Origin of the sequence: Photobacterium gaetbulicola, from assembly GCF_003025515.1 — a bacterium.
Classification (GTDB): domain Bacteria; phylum Pseudomonadota; class Gammaproteobacteria; order Enterobacterales; family Vibrionaceae; genus Photobacterium; species Photobacterium gaetbulicola.
In genome coordinates, this window is record NZ_PYME01000051.1 from 1 (window position 1) to 15,057 (window position 15,057).

A 15,057-nucleotide genomic window follows, 5' to 3' on the forward strand; every position below is an offset into this window, starting at 1 on the left:
TTGCTTCCTTCAGATCCCACCTCACGGTGGACACCCTTGCATAGGCTAACGGTTCTCGCTCGACTGAGCCCGTAGAGGACTTTCACCTCCTAGAACAACGCCATGCTCGGCGCACCATAAAAAAAGCCAGCCCCAAGGGCTGGCTTTCATATCAATTATTACCAGTGCTGTACTATCGCATTACCTTGGCAATGCAGCGTACGGCTATCAGCAATTACTCACCGTATGGGTGAACCTTGATGATTGTCTCGTTACGGTCAGGACCGGTAGAGATGATGTCAACAGGTACGCCAGTTAGCTCTTCGATACGTGCGATGTAGTCTAGTGCTGTCTGTGGTAGTGCATCCAGAGACTTGGCACCGAATGTTGTTTCAGACCAGCCAGGTACCGTTTCGTAGATTGGCTCGATGTTCTCGTAAGCGTCAGCCGCCATTGGAGAGACTTCTAGGATTTCGCCATCTTTGGTCTTGTAGCCAGTACAGATCTTGATCTCTTCCAGGCCGTCCAATACGTCAAGCTTGGTTAGGCAGAAGCCTGAGATTGAGTTGATCTGGATAGCACGACGCATAGCGACTGCATCGAACCAACCAGTACGGCGTAGACGGCCTGTGGTCGCACCAAACTCGTTACCAACGGTGCCTAGGTGCTTACCCACTGGGTCTTGCTTGTCTAGGCCATCGTATAGCTCAGTCGGGAATGGACCGGCACCAACACGGGTGCAGTATGCTTTCGCGATACCCAGGATGTAGCCAAGGTGACGAGGACCGAAACCAGAACCTGCCGCCACGCCACCAGCCGTGGTGTTAGAAGAGGTTACGTACGGGTACGTACCGTGGTCGATATCAAGTAGGGTACCCTGCGCACCTTCGAACATGATCTTGTCGCCACGTAAACGTGCGTCATCAAGTTCTTTGGTTACGTCGATAACCATTGACGTCAGGATATCAGCCTGCGCCATGATGTTTTCAAGTACTTCTTCGTAGCTTACCGGCTCAGCATTGTAGTAGTGCTCAAGCTGGAAGTTATGGTAAGCCATTACTTCTTTAAGCTTCTCGGCAAATGCTTCTTTGTCGAACAGGTCGCCAACACGCAGGCCACGGCGAGCAACTTTATCTTCGTAAGCTGGACCGATACCACGGCCAGTTGTACCGATCGCTTTCTTACCACGAGCGATTTCACGCGCTTGGTCAAGAGCGATATGGTATGGAAGGATTAGCGGACAAGCTTCTGACAGGAACAGACGTTCACGAACCGGGATACCACGTTCTTCTAGCGGGCCCATTTCTTTCATCAGTGCGTCTGGAGAAAGTACAACACCGTTACCGATGATACATTTAACGTTGTCACGTAGGATACCTGATGGGATCAGGTGAAGGACAGTTTTTTCACCGTCAATGACTAGGGTGTGACCAGCGTTGTGACCACCTTGGTAGCGCACTACGTATTTTGCATCTTCGGTCAACAGATCAACGATCTTACCTTTACCTTCGTCACCCCATTGGGTGCCAAGAACGACTACATTATTTGCCATCTTTCTTCGTCTATCAGTAGTTAAAAAGGGATTCTAGCACCTTCAACGTTGCCTTGCAGTCATTTTTTGACCATGAGCCGTAAAACAGCAAGAAGCCTGTCACGCAAACGTGCTAGGGGATTTTACATACTAGTGTACATCATATAGGCGATGACACTGCCAGCGACAACCAGGCAACCACCGATACGGCGCAGGGAATTGTCATCCTGCTGACTCAGTTGGCTCACCATCTCACGCCAGCCTTTTGGGGCCAGTAATGGGCCAAGTCCTTCAAACACAAGCACCAGCCCTAGTGCCATCCAAAATGCCTTACTCATTGTCGTCTCCTCGCATTGATGGCTGGATTATACCCAATAAAAAAGGCAAGACCGAAGTCTTGCCTTTTCATCAATATCTTAATAGCGCTTAGTTAGCTACGCCACTAGATTCCTTCATATACTTGAAGAAGTCCGTATTCGGGTCAACCACCAAAATGTCGTTCTTCGAGTTGAAGCTGTTCTCGTACGCCTTCAGCGAACGCAGGAAGTTATAGAACTCCGGATTCTTGTTGAACGCACCCGCATAGATTTGCGCCGTTTCAGCATCCGCAGCACCACGTACTACTCGAGCCTGACGGTCTGCATCAGCAATAATCTTCGCAACTTCTAGCTCTGACTGAGCACGGATAACTTCGGCTTTCTCACGACCTTGAGAGCGGTGTTTACGGGCAACCGACTCACGCTCGGCACGCATACGGCGATAGATTGACTCGCTGATCTCATCAGGCAGGTTGATTTTCTTCATTCGGAAGTCCACCACCTCAACACCCAAGTCTTTAAACGCGCTGACTTTGATGTCGGCCAATACATTGGCCATGATTTGATCACGCTGACCTTCAACCTCTTTACGAGGAGCGACTTCAGCCACGATTTCCGACGCTGGTGCATCATCTTCTTCAACCACAGCCGTGCTGTCTAGCTTGGCACCACGATCTGGACCAGAGACAATCTGCTTGATTTCACGCGAACCGATCTCCGCACGTAAGCTATCGACCACCTTACGTTTCAGTAGCGCTTCTGCCGTTGAGACATCACCACCACCGGTTGTCAGGTAGTACTGGCCGAAGTCTTCGATACGCCACTTCACGTAGGTATCGATGATCACGTCTTTTTTCTCAGACGTTACGAAGCGGTCAGCCTGGTCATCCATGGTCTGGATGCGGGCATCCAGGGTACGGACACGGTCGAATACCGGCACTTTGAAGTGCAGGCCCGGCTCGTAGATCTTTGCTACATCCGAATCAGGCGCCTTAAGAATACGGCCGAAACGAACCACAATACCGCGCTCGCCTTCCTGAACCACGAACATTGACATCAGCAATGTCGCGATAAAGACAACAATCACAGGGATCATTAACTTACGCATAATTAAAATCTCCCCTGACGGCCAGTATCGGTACTACGCGGCGCAGTTGATACCGGGGCGGTCTCGACTTTTTCAAGTTCGATACCGTAATCGCTAGACGAGCCACTCTTCGGCTGGCTGCTCTGCTGGGCTGGGTTAATCAGTTTGTCCAATGGCAGGTACAGCAGGTTGCCGCTTGATTGCGAGTCGACCATCACTTTGCTGGTGTTCGAGTAAACGCGTTCCATCGTCTCAAGGTACAGACGATTACGCGTAACTTCGGTTGCTGCTAGGTATTCAGGCAACAGCTTTTCAAACTGTGCCACTTCACCGAGTGCACCGTTGATCACACGCTCAGAGTAACCTTCCGCTTCCTTCTTCAGACGCTCGGCACGACCGGTTGCCTTCGGCAAGATGTCATTGCTGTAAGCTTCTGCTTCACGAACGAAACGCTCTTCATCCTCTCGCGCTGCGATAGCATCATCGAAGGCGTCTTTCACCGCTTCCGGCGGACGGGCAGACTGGAAGTTGACGTCAACCACCAACAGGCCCATGTCGTAACGCTGGATAATGTTATCAATCGCTTCTTGCGTATTGGCACGGATCACCTGACGACCCGTGGTCAAGGCCTGATCCATGGTCGAGTCACCGATCACTGCACGCAGTGCAGAATCAGTCGCCTGACGCAAGCTGTCATCCGCATTGGTGACACTGAACAGGTATTTCTGTGGCTCGGCCACGCGGTACTGAACGTCCATTTCCACTTTCAGTACGTTTTCGTCTTTGGTCAGCATCAGGCCTGAGCTGCGCAAAGAACGGATTGCCTGAACGTTGACTGGCTCGACTTCATCGATGAAGGTAGGTTTCCAGTTCAGACCCGGATCTACCATTTCGTAAAACTTACCGAAACGCAGAACAACCCCGCGCTCCGCTTCGCCGATGGTATAGAAACCGGAAAAGCCCCATACCGCTGCAGCCAACACTGCGATTACCCCAAGACCTGCAGCGCTGCCGCCAGTCGAAGGTCCCTTTTTATTCCCCAAAATGCCACCGAATTTACGACTCAGTTTCGAGAAAACCTCATCGAGATCCGGCGGACCTTGATCACGACCACCGCGATTATTATTCCCCCAAGGGTCTTTATCACGGCCGCCGTTGTTGCCAGGCTCATTCCACGCCATTATAGAACTCCATCAATATGATATGACGACAGTTTTTTTTATTACTCTAGCAGTCCATTAAGCAACGATAAAGTCATCTAACGAAGTACTTTCTCTTTTTTGTAACCTAGACCACTCTGCCAACGGCAAACGGATGTCGATTTTCAGGCTGCCATCGTCATCGTATTCCTCACTGACGATACATCCCAATTGGTAAAACTTGCTGCGGTAACGGCCGATAAATTGCGGCGGCAATCGCAGGGTATGTTTCACCATGGTGCCCGACAAGCGCTCAGTCAGGGCGTCGAATAACAGGTCAATGCCCTGCCCTTCCATCGCCGAGACCCATACTCGCTGAGGAACACCGGCATCATCACGTTCAATACGAGGCAACGCCCCTTCCAGATTATCGATCTTGTTCATCACCACCAAGGTTGGAACCTCGTTGGCATCGATCTCTTCAAGTACCGTCTCGACCGCTTCAATGTTTTCACGGAAGCGATCATCGCTGGCATCGACCACATGGAGCAGCAAACTGGCATCCTGGGTTTCTTTCAGGGTGGCCTTGAAGGCTGCGACCAAATCATGGGGCAGGTGACGAATAAACCCTACGGTGTCAGCCAAGATTGATGTACCGACATCGGCTACGTCAATCTTACGCAGAGTTGGATCTAGGGTGGCAAACAGCTGGTCAGCAGCATAGACACCGGCATCAGTGACCCGGTTAAACAACGTCGACTTACCGGCGTTGGTGTAACCGACCAGTGAAATCGTTGGGATTTCGGCACGGTTACGCGCCCGGCGTCCCTGATCGCGCTGCTTGGCCACTTTTTCAAGACGGCGCAAAATCGTCTTGATCCGGTCGCGCAGCAAACGGCGGTCCGTTTCCAACTGGGTTTCACCCGGTCCACGCAAGCCGATCCCGCCTTTCTGTCGTTCAAGGTGGGTCCAACCGCGGATCAAGCGGGTTGAGATGTGACGTAGCTGCGCCAGCTCGACTTGCAGCTTACCCTCGTGGGTACGCGCGCGCTGTGCAAAGATATCGAGGATCAGACCGGTGCGGTCCAGTACCCTGCATTTGCAAATTTGCTCCAGGTTACGCTCTTGCGCTGGAGAAAGTGAATGGTTGAATATGACGATTTCGGCGTCTTCAGCCCGAACCGCTTCGGCAATTTCCTGTGCTTTACCTTCACCCACGTAGAACTTAGGGTGGGGAGTTTTACGACTACCGGTAACCACCCGTAGCGTATTGACTCCCGCCGAGGAGACCAGCATTTCAAACTCGCTTAAGTCTTCCCACTCCCCTTCTTGCGTGAAGTTGATATGAACAAGAATTGCCTGCTCACCGGTCTCATAACGGTCAAACAAGCAATCAACTCCTTAGAGAAGAAAATTATTCTTCAGTTTTTTCTTGTGAACGTTCTGCCGAAGCCGGGCGGTCACCTGTGTGGTGGTGGTTAACTGGACGTGCAGGCACCACGGTAGAAATCGCGTGCTTGTATACCATCTGGTTAACAGTGTTCTTCAGTAGGATCACAAACTGATCAAACGACTCAATCTGGCCCTGTAGCTTGATACCGTTAACCAGGTAGATTGAAACTGGGATTCTTTCACGACGCAAAGCGTTCAAAAATGGGTCTTGCAGAGATTGCCCCTTAGCCATTATTTCTTTTCCTTATTTGTTTGTAGTTGTAGTTAGCAACGAACAAAATTAAAAATACGCAAAACAGTGATCAGTATACACGCTAATCAAACATCACATCTAACTGAGTTTGTGACGGTTTGTAACGCTGATTCTGGGTCACTGCTATCCAACCACGTCAGATCTTTCCAGCTTCTCAGCCAGGTGATTTGACGCTTCGCCAATTGACGGGTGGCACAAATGCCGCGGAAGACCGCGTCATCCAAAGAGCACTGCCCGTCCAAATATTCCCACATCTGACGGTAACCTACACAACGTATTGAAGGGAGATCTGGGTGCAGATCACCTCGCTCATACAAAGCACGAACTTCCTGTTCAAAACCTGCTTCGATCATCTTTTCAAAACGTTGCTCGATCCGCCGATGCAGCACTGCCCTATCCGTGGGAGTTATTGCAAACTGGTGAACCCTGTAAGGCAAGGCATCACCTTGGGTTTTCGTAAGCTCGGTTAAAGTTTTACCCGAAATACGAAAAACTTCCAATGCGCGTGAAAGGCGCTGGGGATCATTGGGGTGGATACGCGCCCCGGAAACCGGGTCAATCCGCACCAATTCCTCATGCATCGCCTGCCAGCCCTTATCCGCCGCTTCCTGCTCTATCTGAGCGCGGACCGCCGGATCAGCCGCTGGTAGCGGTGACAAACCTTCCAATAATGCTTTGTAGTACAACATAGTACCACCAACCAATAAAGGAATGCGCCCTTGTGCAACTATATCAGCCATTTCTTTCAGTGCATCAGCGCGAAAGTCCGCAGCTGAATAACTTTGCGCTGGATCACGAATATCGATCAATCGATGTGGTGCCTGCGCCAGTTCATCGGCATCCGGCTTGGCGGTGCCAATGTCCATATCTTTATAGATAAGGGCTGAATCAACGCTTATCAACTCTACAGGTAGTTGTTGGCGCAATCGGATCGCCAAATCGGTTTTGCCCGACGCCGTCGGGCCCATCAGGAATATCGCCTGAGGTAGTGGCTTAGTCATAATTAAACGCTTCTATTGCTGCACTCACGTCGACCGGACGCAGCAAGTCGGAAAAATAGTGTTCGAGTTGTGGGCCCCAAAGCTGCTCCAGTTCAGTCACCAACTGGATCCCTTGCGACAAGGTATAGGCCTCACAGGCCACGGTCAGCTGGCTTGTAAGCCAATCGAGCAGTTTGTCCCAACCCTGCGCTTCGGGATCCTCGGCCACGGCCGCCAGATAGGCCAGCAGCGCCGGGATCAATTGCTGCAGATTCTGCTGCCGCAGCGGCTGGCACACCGACAAGACAATGAGCTGCTGCTTGTTCTTGGCTTTGAGCTGAATACCGAGCTGCTTGAGCAACATCGCATGCTGTTCGGCACAGTCTATCATATTCGGCTCAACAGGGATGGAATGCGGGATCAACAGCGGCTGCGGCTTCAAGCCCTCCGTCTGAGCCAAGTTCAACTGGCCTTTGGTTCGCAAGCGCTGGGCCCGGGCAAGAGACAAGAGTGCCAACCCATCATCGCGGCTGAGCAGCAGGTATTGTTTTGCCACCAGCGACAGCGCCTTGCCCAACCCGATGCCATTGGCGGTGTCGATGGCGTCTTGGCGGACCGGTGGTGGGGTGACCGCAGGCGGTTTAGCTACCACCGTTTGCGGTACTGGCGTCTGCGGTGGCGACGCCACCGTTCGCATCAACTGCTGGTAGGCCTCAACTTCCGCCGGGCTCGGTCCCTCATCCTGGTAACGCGCACGGTCACGGCCTCCAGAGCGCCCCGTTCGCGCTGGCGCATAACCGCCGTCTCGATAGGGTTGCTCCTCCCTTAGCTGAGTGCACGAGGCATCAGGCCGTTCACGGCTGGCTGACGGCTCGGTGTGCTGAGGGCCGGTATCACGCCTGCCGGCACTTCCCGCAGAGCCACTGCTGGATAGCCAATCCCGTGCCGGTGCCTTATTGGGGTAATCGGGCGTCCGTGCAATAGCGGCCGAGGCGCCATCCGGTTCGGCAATACCTTGCCGCTGTGAAGCTGAAGTATGGGATGGACCCGGTGTGGCATAAGCGGGTGGCGGGGCATGGGCACTGGCTCGTGGCGCTGGAATATTCATCGCCTGCTCAGCATCCTCCGCCGCCCCTTCAATTAACGCGCTTTGCAACCCCTGACAAATAAAATCGTGCACCAGGCGGGCTTGGTGGAAACGCACTTCATGCTTGGCCGGGTGCACATTGACATCGACCTGGTGGGGATCGACATCGATAAACAGGACATAAGCTGCATATTGATCTGGTGCCAAACTGCTTTCGTAAGCTTGGCGGATCGCATGGTTGATCAGCTTATCCTTCATCATCCTGCCATTGACGTAGCAGTACTGGATGTCATTCTGCGCCCTTGCCCCCTGCGGGCTGCAAATCCAACCGCCCAGCTTGAGATCACCATGGGACAGTTCGACGGCCAGCGCATGATCCAAGAAGGCCTGCCCGCACACGGCGGCTAAACGGCGCTCCTTCTGGACTTGGGTGTTGGCTGCACGGTACTGACGTACTACCTTGCCGTTATGGCGCAGGTTGATAGTGACATCCATCCGGCTCAGCGCGATACGCTTCAATAGCTCATCAATGTGGCCGAACTCGGTTTTCTCGGTACGGAGGAATTTACGGCGGGCCGGGGTATTGAAGAACAGATCCAGCACTTCTAGCGTGGTACCCACCGGATGGGCCGCCGGCTTGAGCTGCACGTCCATATCCCGCCCCTCGGCATACGCCGCCCAAGCCTCTTCCTGCTCAGCCGTTCGAGAGGTCAAGGTCAGGCGCGACACCGAGCTGATACTGGCCAGCGCCTCGCCACGAAAACCGAGGCTGGCAATGGCTTCGAGATCATCAAGGGTAGCAATTTTCGAGGTCGCATGACGGCTCAGGGCCAAACCGAGTTCATCTTTCGGGATCCCCTTGCCGTTATCACGGATACGGATGGTCCGGCTGCCGCCTTTGTCGATATCAATATCGATCCGGGTCGCCCCAGCATCCAGGCTGTTTTCAACCAGCTCCTTGACCACCGAGGCGGGTCGTTCGACAACCTCGCCAGCCGCAATTTGGTTCGCCAATCTCGCAGGCAAGATCTGAATAGGCATAATCAACTACTCGGGATAGTAAGTTTTTGTCCAACCGCCAGTTTATCGGTGCGTAGCTGGTTGGCTTCACGCAGGCGGCTCACAGCAATACCATAGTCGGCGGCAATCTTACCGAGAAACTCACCGCGCTGTACGGTATGGACCACTGAAGCCGGTACTTGCATCGTAATTTTCAATTTCTGCCCCACCGCCAGCTCATCGGTACGCAGCTGGTTGGCACTGCGGATACTAGTCACCGTCACACCATATTGTCCCGCAATCTTGCCAAGGAACTCACCACGCTTCACGGTGTGGGTCACGGTCTTGTTCTGGGTTGTCGGTGTCGTGATTGGAGCCTGCACGGATACTTTCAGCTTTTGGCCAATCGCCAACTCATCAGAACGTAAATTGTTGTCACGCCTGATACTCGCCACAGTAACCCCATACTGGTTGGCAATCTTGCCAAGGAAATCACCTCGTTTCACGGTATGGGTCACCGTTTTGGTCGCGGTCGCAACCGCCGCAGTAGCCGGAGCCGGGACTGGCGCCTTACCCGGGATCACCAACGCCTGCCCCACCTTCAAGGTATTCGACTTGAGGTTATTGGCCTGTTTGATGGCCGCCACAGAGGTATCGTAGCGACTCGCGATCACACTCAGCGACTGGCCGCTGGTCACTTTGTGCCGGATCCCCTGGTTACGGGAGGCAAACAGGGTTCCTTCCGGTGGCTTCTCGTTAAAATACGATAGCACCCCGCGGTAAACCGCCTCAGCCAGTTTATTCTGGTGTGATTTCGAGTTTAGTAACCGCTCTTCGGTCGGGTTGGTAATAAACCCCGTCTCCACCAACAGCGACGGAATATCCGGTGACTTCAGCACCGCCAAGCTAGCATGCTCCGGCTTGCTCTTGTGCAGGGTCGTTACCTTACTCATTTCTTTCAGTACCCGGCTCGCCACGTCATAGCCTTCCTTTTGCGAATGGCTGAACTGCAAATCCAGCACAGCCATGCTGAGGTACTGGTCATCGTTGCCACCGGACAGTACATCTCCGCCCCCGAGCAACTCCGACTGTTTCTCGTGCTGCTCAATCCAACGGCCAATTTCACTGTTGGCACGGCGGGTATTAAGAACCCAAACCGACGCCCCGCGCGGCTGCGGCTGATGGAAACCATCAGCGTGGATCGAAACCAGCAAATGGGCACGCTTGTGGCGTGCAATTTCCGTTCGCCGATTGAGATTGACGAAGTAATCCCCCTGGCGGGTCATTACCGCCGTCATGCCCGGAGTGGCATTGATCCGTGCCGCCACCTTTTTGGCAATATCCAGAGTGACTTTCTTCTCGTACAACCGACTCGGGCCGATCGAGCCCGGATCTTCACCACCGTGGCCGGGATCAATCGCGACAATAATATCGTCGGTACCATAAGGCAAGCTGGCCTGCTGGTTGGCAGCAGGCTGTTTCGGCGTCGGTTCAGGCTTCTTTGCTGTGGCAGCCTTGCCATGCGGCAGATCCATCACCAAACGGTGGCTGTACGTACCGTCCGGCGTCGGTGCCAGCTTGAATAACTTTGGGGTCATCCCCGCTTTCATTTCCAGAACCAGACGGTAAGTCCCTTTCTCTGGTGCACCACTGTTGCGAATTTTGGTCAGGATTGCACTGTCTTTGACCACCAAAGGCAGCTTGGTTTTCAAGGTTGTCTGCTTCAGATCCACCACCAAGCGATCTGGCTTGGTCAAGGTAAAGTAGCTGAAAACCGCCTCATCTTTGAGATCCAGTACCACGCGGGTTTCTTCGGGAGCCGGCCAAACCCGGATCCCCTTCAGTTCATTGGCCATTGCCAACGAGCTAAATAAGCTGACCCCTACAATCACAGCATGAAAAAAAGCCCGTAACGACATCCTATCAACACAACTCCAAGCACTTAATAAGTTCACTACCGTATTCGTTATTTGCCGTCAGGGTGACTTTGCGTTGTTCACCGTGATAGCGCATATCCAATTCTAGGTCGGCTTCTGGCAATAGGCCCGCCCCTCTCTCCGGCCATTCCACCAAGCAGATGGCATCGGCGGCAAAATAGTCGCGGATCCCCATGAACTCCAGCTCCTCGGGATCGGCAAGGCGGTAAAGATCAAAATGGTACACCTGCCAAGGCGGAAGCTCATAAGGCTCCACCAAAGTATAGGTTGGACTTTTTACATTCCCTTGATGGCCAAGAGAGCGAATAAAGCCTCGGCTGAATGTGGTTTTCCCTGCCCCCAAATCACCATGCAGATAAATGGTGGTCTGGCGCTGACAGGCATGAGCCAGCTTGTGGCCTAAATCTACCGTCGCCTGCTCATCGGCGAGCAAGATTTCAAAACTATGCATTATCTTCTTATCTTGGATTTACTAATTGTCGAATATGAGGGAACAAATCACTGGCAAGCATACCACGCTCCCCCTCAGCTGCGCAGCGGTCAGCCGCCGTGCTGTGGATCCAAACCCCGCACTGCGCTGCCGCAACCAGAGACAGCCCCTGTCCCAGCAACGCCCCGATGATACCGGAGAGGACATCGCCCATTCCGCCAGTCGCCATCCCCGGGTTCCCCGCAGGGCACACCCAGCAGTGGGTACCATCATCAACCAGCGTGCCCGCCCCTTTGAGTACAACGACACCGCCGTACTGTTGCTGCAGCGCCCTTGCCGCGTGGAAGCGGTCAGCTTCGACCTCTTGTACCGAGCAAGCGAGCAGCCTCGCAGCCTCGCCGGGGTGAGGAGTAATTATACGATTATTTTTATAGTCAGGTGAACGTGCTAATAAGTTCAATCCATCCGCATCGACAACGTGGTTTTTTTCGGTCTTGGTTAGTTCATTGTATAAAGACTGGCTCCAACTTGATTGACCCAGCCCCGGCCCCAATACCAACACATCGGCCCAGTGCAAACGTTGCTTGGCGACTGTTTGTTCCGAGGCTTGCCAGCCCAAGGCCATTATTTCAGGTCTTGCCGCCACAATTGACAACACATTGTCAGGTTGCGCCAGGGCTGCCACCAAACCGCCTCCAGCGCGTGCCGCGGCTTCCGCCGCCAGACGGATCGCACCGCCCATGCCAAGATCGCCACCGGCTAGCAAGATCCGGCCGTGATCGCCTTTGTGTGCATCACGCTGACGCGGCGACAGAAAAAGGGCCACATCGGGGGCTTGGATCAGCCAGGCCGAAGGCGGCTCGATATGCTCAAAGGCATCTGCGACCTGCAGCCCGGCGAACCGCACCTGCCCCACATATTCTGCCGCTTGTGCTGTCCACAGACCCTGCTTGCTACCTATGAAGGTGACGGTGGATTGTGCTTTTACCGCCTTGCCAAGCACTTTACCTGTATCGGCACACAATCCGGAGGGAATGTCGATCGCAATGACCGGCAGCGCGATCCGATTGATCATCGCGATCAGCCGCTGCCCTTCCGGCCGCACTTCTCCATGAAGGCCCGTGCCCAGCAAAGCGTCAATGATCACCTCGGTCGAGTCTGGGATCGCATCTTCCGGCGGCAAGATCTGCCCTCCCGCGGCCAGCCAGGCATCTCGGGCCCGGGCGGCATCCCCCTGGAGTTTTGCTTCATCCCCTTGCTGCCAGAGCGTCACCGGGAAACCGGCTTCACGGGCTAGGCGGGCAACGATATAACCATCCCCGCCATTATTCCCACCACCGCAACAGACCAAGAGATGGTGCTGAGGGGTATAGCTCTGCTCAAGCACTTGAAATACGGCCGCGCCGGCACGCTCCATCAATTGATACATGCCCACCCCTTGCTGAGTGGCCGCCAGCCGCTCGCCTCGACGCACCTGCTCCGCCCGGTATAATTTGCCGGACCATTGTTCTGCACTCATAATTCCTTCCCCTTTCCCGCGCCTTTGGCGAGTATTCGCGAACTCTGACCCGTCCGTTGCTAACGTGGCCTAACTCAGTGCCCACAGCAAGCTAAGATCTTCCTGATGATCCTCTCAACATTTGCTGTGAGTGTGGTAAACTTCCGCCCCCAATCCAGCCCGGTAATGCCAGTATGACTATCGACTATCGCGATCTGACCCAAAAAATCAAGCAATGGGGCCAAGAACTTGGCTTCCAGCAGGTTGGGATCAGTGATGTCGATCTAAGCCAACATGAAGCACAGCTACAACGCTGGCTTAATGCAGGCTACCACGGCGACATGGACTGGATGGCTCGCCACGGTATGATGCGCGCCCGCCCAGCCGAGCTGCATCCAGGAACGGTTCGGGTCATCAGTGCCAGGATGGACTACCTTCCGCCCGAGGCCAACTTTGCCCATAGCCTGAGACACCCCGAGACCGCCTATATCAGCCGCTATGCCCTCGGTCGTGACTATCACAAGCTTATCCGAAACCGCCTTAAACGTCTCGGCCAGCTCATTGAACAAGAGGTTGGCCCCTTTGGCTACCGCCCTTTTGTCGATTCCGCTCCGATTCTGGAACGCCCACTGGCCGAAAAAGCAGGACTGGGATGGACAGGCAAGCACTCTTTGCTACTTAACCAACAGGCGGGATCATGGTTCTTTCTTGGCGAACTGCTTATCGACCTACCTTTACCTGTCGACAAGCCTACAGAGAACAAGTGCGGTAAGTGTATTGCCTGCATGACAAGCTGCCCAACCCAGGCCATCGTCGAAGAAGGCGTGGTCGATGCAAGACGTTGTATTTCATACTTGACGATTGAATTTGATGGTGTGATACCCGAAGAATTCCGCGAAGCAATTGGTAACCGTGTTTACGGCTGTGATGACTGCCAGTTAGTTTGCCCGTTCAACCGTTTTTCTGACATCACTCAAGAAGCGGATTTTCACTGTCGCAACAGCCTAAAGTTGCAACCTTTAACTACACTATACGCCTGGACAGAAGAAGCCTTCTTGAAACATACCGAAGGCTCAGCAATTCGCCGTATCGGCCATCTCCAGTGGCTTCGCAATCTCACGATTGCGATGGGAAATGCGCCATACAGCCCCGCGATTATTGAGGCGCTGGAATCAAGGGAAGGGCAAAGCGCACTGCTGGATAGCCACATCCAGTGGGCGAGAGAAAAGCAACTTGAGAAACGGGACCCGGATGCTATCAATGTCCAGCCAGCCAGAACCAAACGACTTACCCGCATTGTGGAGAAAGGCCTGCCACGAGATGCCTAGCAGGCGCAAACCGCTCCGGCCGGCATATTGTAACCTTATCCACACAGAGTGAGAGTTCGATCAGGCTTCTGAACAAATGTGGAAAACATTTTCAATTTTGCTTCTTTATCTGCTATTTCCAATATTAAACACAGCCCAATATAGACGGCTCAAAAAAAGTTATCCAAACATCCACAGAGTGGATCAGGTTGTATATAAGCCTTGAGTAAAAACAACCAAGACCATACAAAACAACACCTTACACTGTGGATAGTTTCTTATCGATTATTGTTTTATTGAAGAATAAAAAGATAAATACAGACTTGTTCACACGGTATCGGCACACGTAATCAACCGACTTACCCACAAGATACTTTTGTGGATAACTCTGTGCACGATCTCAGAATTTTCTATCCGCCACAGGCTCAAGCCCACGAACGACAAGGCATTCAGGCATAGTCTGGTCGGGATAAATTTAGACAGATACGATTCACAGCTCCCTGCTAGCAATTTACATTACCCGTATCAAACCATTCAAAGAGCTTGTGTCGTCATTTGACACCAAACAGAGCATCTGGATATTGCGGGATAAAAATAAACAGCCATAAGGCTGCAGGGGCAATATCTACGATGATGTTTTCGAAGCTGATCGCTTCTTAATGGTTCCCAATAACACTTCGGTTATGGAACATTGGGACAACACACAAGACTATCGAGAGTCGAATAATCCAGGAATGTTGCAGTTGAACTAATACTTCACAGTAGTAGCTTTGCCGTTCCCCTGCTCATTGCAGTGGCAGCAGAAATTGGAGCGACACACGAGGTTCGAACTCGTGACCTCAACCTTGGCAAGGTTGCGCTCTACCAACTGAGCTAGTGTCGCATTTGGTTGCGGGGCTCGGATTTGATCCGGGCGGCGCTTCCATCGACGGCCTGAGGGTTATGACAAAGCATTCGCCAGACTGTCTGAAATTGTTGGTTGCGGGGGCCGGATTTGAACCGACGACCTTCGGGTTATGAGCCCGACGAGCTACCAAGCTGCTCCACCCCGCGTCCGTATT

12 protein-coding genes and 2 tRNA genes are annotated in these 15,057 nt (G+C 53.3%); 1 reads left to right on the forward strand and 13 read right to left on the reverse strand.

What is annotated here, in order from left to right; translation table 11 throughout:
* Positions 1-214: 214 nt before the first annotated feature.
* From C9J03_RS25925 to C9J03_RS25975, 11 genes are all read right to left on the reverse strand, one after another.
* A complete protein-coding gene (locus C9J03_RS25925; protein WP_039459589.1) occupies positions 215-1,531 on the reverse strand; it encodes an adenylosuccinate synthase in 1,317 nt (438 codons plus the stop codon).
* Positions 1,532-1,653: 122 nt separating this feature from the next.
* Positions 1,654-1,848: a DUF2065 domain-containing protein gene (locus C9J03_RS25930; RefSeq protein ID WP_039459590.1), complete on the reverse strand. Its 195-nt coding sequence runs from the start codon at positions 1,846-1,848 to the stop codon at positions 1,654-1,656.
* Between the two features lie 88 nt (positions 1,849-1,936).
* Entirely contained in the window at positions 1,937-2,935 is a 999-nt protein-coding gene (gene hflC / locus C9J03_RS25935) for a protease modulator HflC (RefSeq protein WP_044622048.1), read from the reverse strand.
* Between the two features lie 2 nt (positions 2,936-2,937).
* The gene (gene hflK, locus C9J03_RS25940; protein ID WP_039458570.1) at positions 2,938-4,095 is read right to left on the reverse strand and encodes an FtsH protease activity modulator HflK; all 1,158 of its coding nucleotides are present in this window, start codon (positions 4,093-4,095) and stop codon (positions 2,938-2,940) included.
* A 57-nt stretch (positions 4,096-4,152) separates the two neighbouring features.
* On the reverse strand, positions 4,153-5,442 hold the full coding sequence (hflX, locus tag C9J03_RS25945) for a ribosome rescue GTPase HflX (RefSeq protein WP_044622049.1): 1,290 nt from the start codon (positions 5,440-5,442) through the stop codon (positions 4,153-4,155).
* Positions 5,443-5,467: 25 nt separating this feature from the next.
* Complete coding sequence (hfq, locus tag C9J03_RS25950; RefSeq protein ID WP_039458576.1) at positions 5,468-5,737, reverse strand: RNA chaperone Hfq; 270 nt, start codon at positions 5,735-5,737, stop codon at positions 5,468-5,470.
* A gap of 86 nt (positions 5,738-5,823) precedes the next feature.
* Entirely contained in the window at positions 5,824-6,759 is a 936-nt protein-coding gene (gene miaA, locus C9J03_RS25955; RefSeq protein ID WP_044622050.1) for a tRNA (adenosine(37)-N6)-dimethylallyltransferase MiaA, read from the reverse strand.
* Entirely contained in the window at positions 6,752-8,866 is a 2,115-nt protein-coding gene (gene mutL, locus C9J03_RS25960) for a DNA mismatch repair endonuclease MutL (protein WP_044622051.1), read from the reverse strand. Before mutL ends, miaA begins: the two co-directional genes overlap by 8 nt.
* Before the next feature lie 2 nt (positions 8,867-8,868).
* A complete protein-coding gene (locus C9J03_RS25965) occupies positions 8,869-10,743 on the reverse strand; it encodes a LysM peptidoglycan-binding domain-containing protein (protein ID WP_082060555.1) in 1,875 nt (624 codons plus the stop codon).
* Positions 10,744-10,747: 4 nt separating this feature from the next.
* Positions 10,748-11,212, reverse strand: a complete 465-nt coding sequence (gene tsaE / locus C9J03_RS25970) for a tRNA (adenosine(37)-N6)-threonylcarbamoyltransferase complex ATPase subunit type 1 TsaE (protein WP_039458583.1) — start codon at positions 11,210-11,212, stop codon at positions 10,748-10,750.
* A 7-nt stretch (positions 11,213-11,219) separates the two neighbouring features.
* Complete coding sequence (locus C9J03_RS25975; RefSeq protein WP_044622052.1) at positions 11,220-12,710, reverse strand: bifunctional ADP-dependent NAD(P)H-hydrate dehydratase/NAD(P)H-hydrate epimerase; 1,491 nt, start codon at positions 12,708-12,710, stop codon at positions 11,220-11,222.
* Between the two features lie 173 nt (positions 12,711-12,883).
* Between C9J03_RS25975 and queG the strand changes: the two genes are divergently transcribed.
* Complete coding sequence (queG, locus tag C9J03_RS25980; RefSeq protein ID WP_044622053.1) at positions 12,884-14,017, forward strand: tRNA epoxyqueuosine(34) reductase QueG; 1,134 nt, start codon at positions 12,884-12,886, stop codon at positions 14,015-14,017.
* Between the two features lie 786 nt (positions 14,018-14,803).
* Here the strand turns inward: queG and C9J03_RS25985 are convergent.
* Together C9J03_RS25985 and C9J03_RS25990 are read right to left on the reverse strand one after the other, a co-directional pair.
* Positions 14,804-14,879 (reverse strand) — tRNA-Gly (locus C9J03_RS25985).
* A gap of 93 nt (positions 14,880-14,972) precedes the next feature.
* A tRNA-Met gene (locus C9J03_RS25990) sits at positions 14,973-15,049 on the reverse strand.
* Between the last annotated feature and the right edge of the window lie 8 nt (positions 15,050-15,057).

Excerpts from the sequence above, each read along its gene's own strand:
- C9J03_RS25925 (WP_039459589.1), bottom strand. The coding sequence starts at position 1,531 with ATGGCAAATAATGTAGTCGTTCTTGGCACCCAATGGGGTGACGAAGGT.
- C9J03_RS25930 (WP_039459590.1), bottom strand. The coding sequence starts at position 1,848 with ATGAGTAAGGCATTTTGGATGGCACTAGGGCTGGTGCTTGTGTTTGAA.
- hflC (WP_044622048.1), bottom strand. The coding sequence starts at position 2,935 with ATGCGTAAGTTAATGATCCCTGTGATTGTTGTCTTTATCGCGACATTG.
- hflK (WP_039458570.1), bottom strand. The coding sequence starts at position 4,095 with ATGGCGTGGAATGAGCCTGGCAACAACGGCGGCCGTGATAAAGACCCT.
- hfq (WP_039458576.1), bottom strand. The coding sequence starts at position 5,737 with ATGGCTAAGGGGCAATCTCTGCAAGACCCATTTTTGAACGCTTTGCGT.
- miaA (WP_044622050.1), bottom strand. The coding sequence starts at position 6,759 with ATGACTAAGCCACTACCTCAGGCGATATTCCTGATGGGCCCGACGGCG.
- mutL (WP_044622051.1), bottom strand. The coding sequence starts at position 8,866 with ATGCCTATTCAGATCTTGCCTGCGAGATTGGCGAACCAAATTGCGGCT.
- C9J03_RS25965 (WP_082060555.1), bottom strand. The coding sequence starts at position 10,743 with ATGTCGTTACGGGCTTTTTTTCATGCTGTGATTGTAGGGGTCAGCTTA.
- tsaE (WP_039458583.1), bottom strand. The coding sequence starts at position 11,212 with ATGCATAGTTTTGAAATCTTGCTCGCCGATGAGCAGGCGACGGTAGAT.
- C9J03_RS25975 (WP_044622052.1), bottom strand. The coding sequence starts at position 12,710 with ATGAGTGCAGAACAATGGTCCGGCAAATTATACCGGGCGGAGCAGGTG.
- queG (WP_044622053.1), top strand. The coding sequence starts at position 12,884 with ATGACTATCGACTATCGCGATCTGACCCAAAAAATCAAGCAATGGGGC.